General features: G+C 35.0%; 6 protein-coding genes and 1 pseudogene. 4 read left to right on the top strand and 3 right to left on the bottom strand.

The features are described from left to right. The coding region (locus F947_RS12725; protein WP_004976502.1) for a BrnA antitoxin family protein at positions 1-135 on the top strand (135 nt) is incomplete at its 5' end. 25 nt (positions 136-160) lie between these two features. On the opposite strand, the pseudogene F947_RS12720 reads toward F947_RS12725, so the two are convergent. The 3 genes and pseudogenes from F947_RS12720 to F947_RS12710 form a co-directional block, all read right to left on the bottom strand. Beyond that, positions 161-454, bottom strand: a pseudogene (locus F947_RS12720) (type II toxin-antitoxin system RelE family toxin). Further along, positions 444-689, bottom strand: coding sequence for a type II toxin-antitoxin system RelB/DinJ family antitoxin (locus F947_RS12715; RefSeq protein WP_000246756.1), 246 nt, complete (start codon positions 687-689; stop codon positions 444-446). The pseudogene F947_RS12720 and the gene F947_RS12715 overlap by 11 nt, the downstream one beginning before the upstream one ends. An 81-nt stretch (positions 690-770) precedes the next feature. Next, positions 771-1,742, bottom strand: a complete 972-nt coding sequence (locus F947_RS12710) for a GlxA family transcriptional regulator (protein ID WP_004976500.1) — start codon at positions 1,740-1,742, stop codon at positions 771-773. Positions 1,743-1,874: 132 nt separating this feature from the next. Between F947_RS12710 and F947_RS12705 the strand changes: the two genes are divergently transcribed. The 3 genes from F947_RS12705 to F947_RS12695 form a co-directional block, all read left to right on the top strand. Continuing rightward, complete coding sequence (locus F947_RS12705) at positions 1,875-2,759, top strand: MBL fold metallo-hydrolase (RefSeq protein WP_004976498.1); 885 nt, start codon at positions 1,875-1,877, stop codon at positions 2,757-2,759. A gap of 84 nt (positions 2,760-2,843) precedes the next feature. Continuing rightward, positions 2,844-3,386, top strand: coding sequence for a cysteine hydrolase family protein (locus tag F947_RS12700; protein ID WP_004637127.1), 543 nt, complete (start codon positions 2,844-2,846; stop codon positions 3,384-3,386). A 490-nt stretch (positions 3,387-3,876) separates the two neighbouring features. Further along, a partial coding sequence (locus tag F947_RS12695) for a hypothetical protein (RefSeq protein ID WP_004976496.1) occupies positions 3,877-4,238 on the top strand: 362 nt, incomplete at its 3' end.

Here is a 4,238-nt window from a genome sequence, read left to right as displayed (position 1 = left end):
ACTAAACAAGTGACTACAGTACGCATTGATGCAGATGTCATGCAATGGCTAAAAGCACAAGGCAAAGGCTATCAGACACGTATGAATAAGATTTTGCGTGATGCCATGCTTAATGAACTAAAAAATCATCAATAAAAATGGGAGCTATAAACTCCCATTTTTAGTCTTTAATGCGCTTTTTAGCTTCGTCATAAACTATGCTATCAGCTCGTTTCCCGACTGTGATGAGCAAGATAACTACCTGATCATCTTTAACTTGATAGACAAGTCTGACACCAGCTTTTAATAATTTAATTTTATAGCAACCTGCGAGATCGCCTCTAAGCATATTCTTTGGAATATGTGGCTGCTCTATGACTTTGGCTACTTTCTTTTTAAATTATTCTCGTATAGCAACAGGGAGTTTTTCCCATTCTGCTGTAAAGTCTTTGTGACGTAAAAGCTTATAAGTCATCTAATGTGACTTCCTCAAACATCTCTTTAGGGTCATTAATACGCTTACGGACAAGAGCTAATAATTCTTCATCTTCTTCTGAAAGCAAAGCTTTTTTGACAGGTAATTTCCCAGTCGTAGCAACATACTCAAGAATACTAGTAAAGAAATCTGTAGGTGCAATACCTTGTTCTTTAAGGATGGAATAGGATTTTTCTTTAAGGGCTTCATCGACCCTGAAGTTAACAGTAGCCATTACTTTTCCCATTTGTTGAATACATGGATATATTGTAATGCAATTTGCATTACATAGATAGTTCGTATAACCACCATTATGTTAAATGGGTGGATTATTTTCATTAATGATCCCAAAAGCTTTTCTCCATGCCTGAGGGCTGGTGCCATATTTTTCACGAAAATTTTTTCTAAATGACACGGTATTATTAAAACCTGAAAGCTCGGTTATCTTTTCGATAGACAAGTTTGTCGTTTCTAAAAGTTCACAACTTAATCTGATTCTTTCAGTATTCAGCCAATCGACTAGGGTCATGCCTGTCGCTTTCTTAAAATGCCGTGTGAACGTCCTGCGTGTCATATGTGTCCGTTCAGCGAGGCTTTCAATATTATGTTGTAAAGCTAAATTCTTTCTTAAAAAATCAAGTAATACATTAATTTGTGCATCTTGGCTCGATTCTGCGACTGGCTGTTCAATAAACTGAGCTTGCCCACCTTCACGGTGAGGCGGGATCACCATTACTCTAGAGACTTTATTCGCAATTCGTGCATTATAGATTTCTCGTACCAAATATAGGCAGCAGTCTAATGCTGCACCTGTTCCAGCAGAGGTTACAATCCTTTGGTCTTCTACATACAGGGCATCATGATCAAGTTGAACCTGTGGAAACCGCTCACTGAAATCTTGTTCAGCCATCCAGTGCGTAGCTGCTTTTTTATGGTCAAGTAAACCAGCATATGCCAGTGCATAAGTTCCATAGCATAACCCTACAATTCTAATTCCAGTCTGATATGCACAATTTAGGGCATCGATAAGTACTTGTTCAGGCTCGTGATTAAAATCATCCCACCCAGGAATAATAATAAGATCCGACTCTTTAATGAGCTCGACCCCACCATCAGGGATAATCATCATAGACTGTTCTGTTGTTACGGGCTGGCCATCTATAGAAAAAATTTTCAGATCAAATAAGCGTTTATCTTCAATCTTGATATTGAAAATGATATGGGGGATAGAGAAGTGAAATGGATTTATATTGGGATATACGAACAATCCAATCACTGGTATAGCCATTCAATCTACCTCTCTAAAATAATAAATATAGCATGTTGTCCCAATAGTTTCGATGATTGTCCTTAAAGACAATTTTATTGCTTAATTTTTCCTATCATGATTCGAGTATGACTAAATGATTGGATCTGGAACATGAATAAAATTTTAAGTAGCTCTGTTATTGCACTCTCTCTGGCAATGGCTTCAGTCCATTTATATGCGAATGATAAGGTGGTTCAGCGAGATACTTCTAAAGTTACGCATATACAAGAAATTCGCAATGCAACGATTAAAGTAACCTATGCTGATACGACTTTTTTAATTGACCCAATGTTTGCTAAAAAAGGATTCTATGAAGGTTTTCCTGATACTCATCGTAGCTATTTACGGAACCCATTAGTCGATTTGCCTATCAAGCTCGAAACGATTTTAGAAGGTGTAGATGCGGTAATCGTGACCCATACCCATTTAGATCATTGGGATGATGCAGCACAAGCGACTATTCCGAAAAACATGCCGTTGTTTGTACAGAATAAAGAAGACCAGAAAATCATTCAGTCACAAGGCTTCAAAGATGTTCGTGTATTAACTCAAGCGACCTTTGAAGGGATTAAGCTCACTAAAACTGGTGGTCAACACGGTACTGATGCCATGTATCGTATTCCTAAGCTTAAAGCTGGATTAGGTGAAGCAATGGGTGTGGTATTTGAAGCTGCTGGCCATGAAACTGTTTATGTGGCAGGAGATACCATCTGGCGTTCTGAAGTTGATCAAGCGATTCAAACATTTAAACCTGATGTGATTGTCTTGAATACAGGTAACGCCTTGGTTGATGGCTTTAAAGAATCCATTATTATGGGCAAAGAAGATACTTATCATGCAACTCAGAAAGCACCAAATGCTAAAGTGGTTGCTGTTCACATGGATGCAATTAACCACATGTCGGTAACACGTGCTGAGCTTGCAGAATATGTAAAAGACAAAGGAATTCAAGATAAGGTTTTAATTCCTATCGATGGTGAAACACTTTCTTTCTAAAGTAACTTAAAGAAATGGAATACTTCCACTTCTTTAAAAACCTAAGTAGAACAAAACAAATATTAGTTAAGTAAAGGAACAGATATGTCAAAATCAGCTTTATTAGTTATCGACTTACAAAATGAATATCTACCTACAGGTAAATTACCCTTAGTAAATATTGAACAAGCTGCTGCTAATGCAGTGAAAGTAATTGCGAAAGCCCGTCAACAGGGTACTCAAGTGATTCATGTCCAACATATTGCTGATGCTGAATCTCCTATATTTGAACCTAGCTCAAATGGTATTGAATTTCAGGACACAGTTAAGCCGCAAGAAGATGAATCTGTGATCATTAAAAATCACATCAATGCGTTCTTAAACACGAATCTCAAAGAAATTTTAGATAGCAATCAAGTGACTGAGTTAGTCGTGATTGGTGCTATGACGCATATGTGTGTTGATGCTGCTGTTCGTGCTGCTTCTGATTTTGGTTATAAGGTAAAAGTTATTCATGACGCTTGTGCAACACTAGACCTGGAATTTAATGGCGTTAAAGTACCTGCTGGTCATGTCCATGCAACATTAATGGCCGCTTTTGAATTTGCATATGCTCAAGTGATATCAACTGAAGATTATGTTAGCTAACGATTAAGATTTTCTAAAATTAACATAATACACGTTATGCGAAATAAATAAAATATTTGTTTTAAATCAACATCTTGCAAAATTTAAAAAAGCCCATTCACCCTCGAATGGGCTTTTTATGTGAATAATTATGTAGCTAACGATTAAGATTTTCTAAAATTAACATAATACACGTTATGCGAAATAAATAAAATATTTGTTTTAAATCAACATCTTGCAAAATTTAAAAAAGCCCATTCACCCTCGAATGGGCTTTTTATGTGAATAATTATGTAGCTAACGATTAAGATTTTCTAAAATTAACATAATACACGTTATGCGAAATTAGAAAAATGAGTTTATGATACTGATTTTTATGTGTTTTTTAAAGTTTAAAGTCTGGACTAGTGTCTAGGCTTTTTCATTTCGTATAACAGCCATTATGTTAAATAGACTAAGACTTTGTTGAAATTTCTTTTATAATAAATGAAAATTTAGGGCATTTAATATAATGAAATTACTAAGCTTTATACTGTTATTCGTTAGTTGTAGTTGTTTTGCTTTATCTAGTGAAGAATTTGATAAACAGTATCAAAATTTAAATGGTGAACTCAATAAAGCCGTAATTAATAATATGATCTATTCGAAGGATTATGATGATAAAAAAATTCCATTGTCAGAAAAAATAGAATCTAAAAGTAAGTGGTGTGACTTAACCAAAACTAGAATAAATTTATTAGATTTTGTGATTCAGAATTTTTCTTCTTATAAAGAATGGGTGAAAAAAAACAATCTTGATGATGATTCTAGTTTGGATGATTTTAATAAATTCTATGAAAATCAACAAAAATCATATATTGGTTGTATGGCGGG

Source organism: Acinetobacter towneri DSM 14962 = CIP 107472 (genome assembly GCF_000368785.1).
GTDB lineage: Bacteria > Pseudomonadota > Gammaproteobacteria > Pseudomonadales > Moraxellaceae > Acinetobacter > Acinetobacter towneri.
This window is presented reverse-complemented; position numbering and strand designations above follow the sequence as displayed.

Bases quoted from the DNA above. Each gene is read 5' to 3' on its own strand.
- F947_RS12705 (WP_004976498.1), top strand. From the start codon at position 1,875: ATGAATAAAATTTTAAGTAGCTCTGTTATTGCACTCTCTCTGGCAATG.
- F947_RS12715 (WP_000246756.1), bottom strand. From the start codon at position 689: ATGGCTACTGTTAACTTCAGGGTCGATGAAGCCCTTAAAGAAAAATCC.
- F947_RS12700 (WP_004637127.1), top strand. From the start codon at position 2,844: ATGTCAAAATCAGCTTTATTAGTTATCGACTTACAAAATGAATATCTA.
- F947_RS12710 (WP_004976500.1), bottom strand. From the start codon at position 1,742: ATGGCTATACCAGTGATTGGATTGTTCGTATATCCCAATATAAATCCA.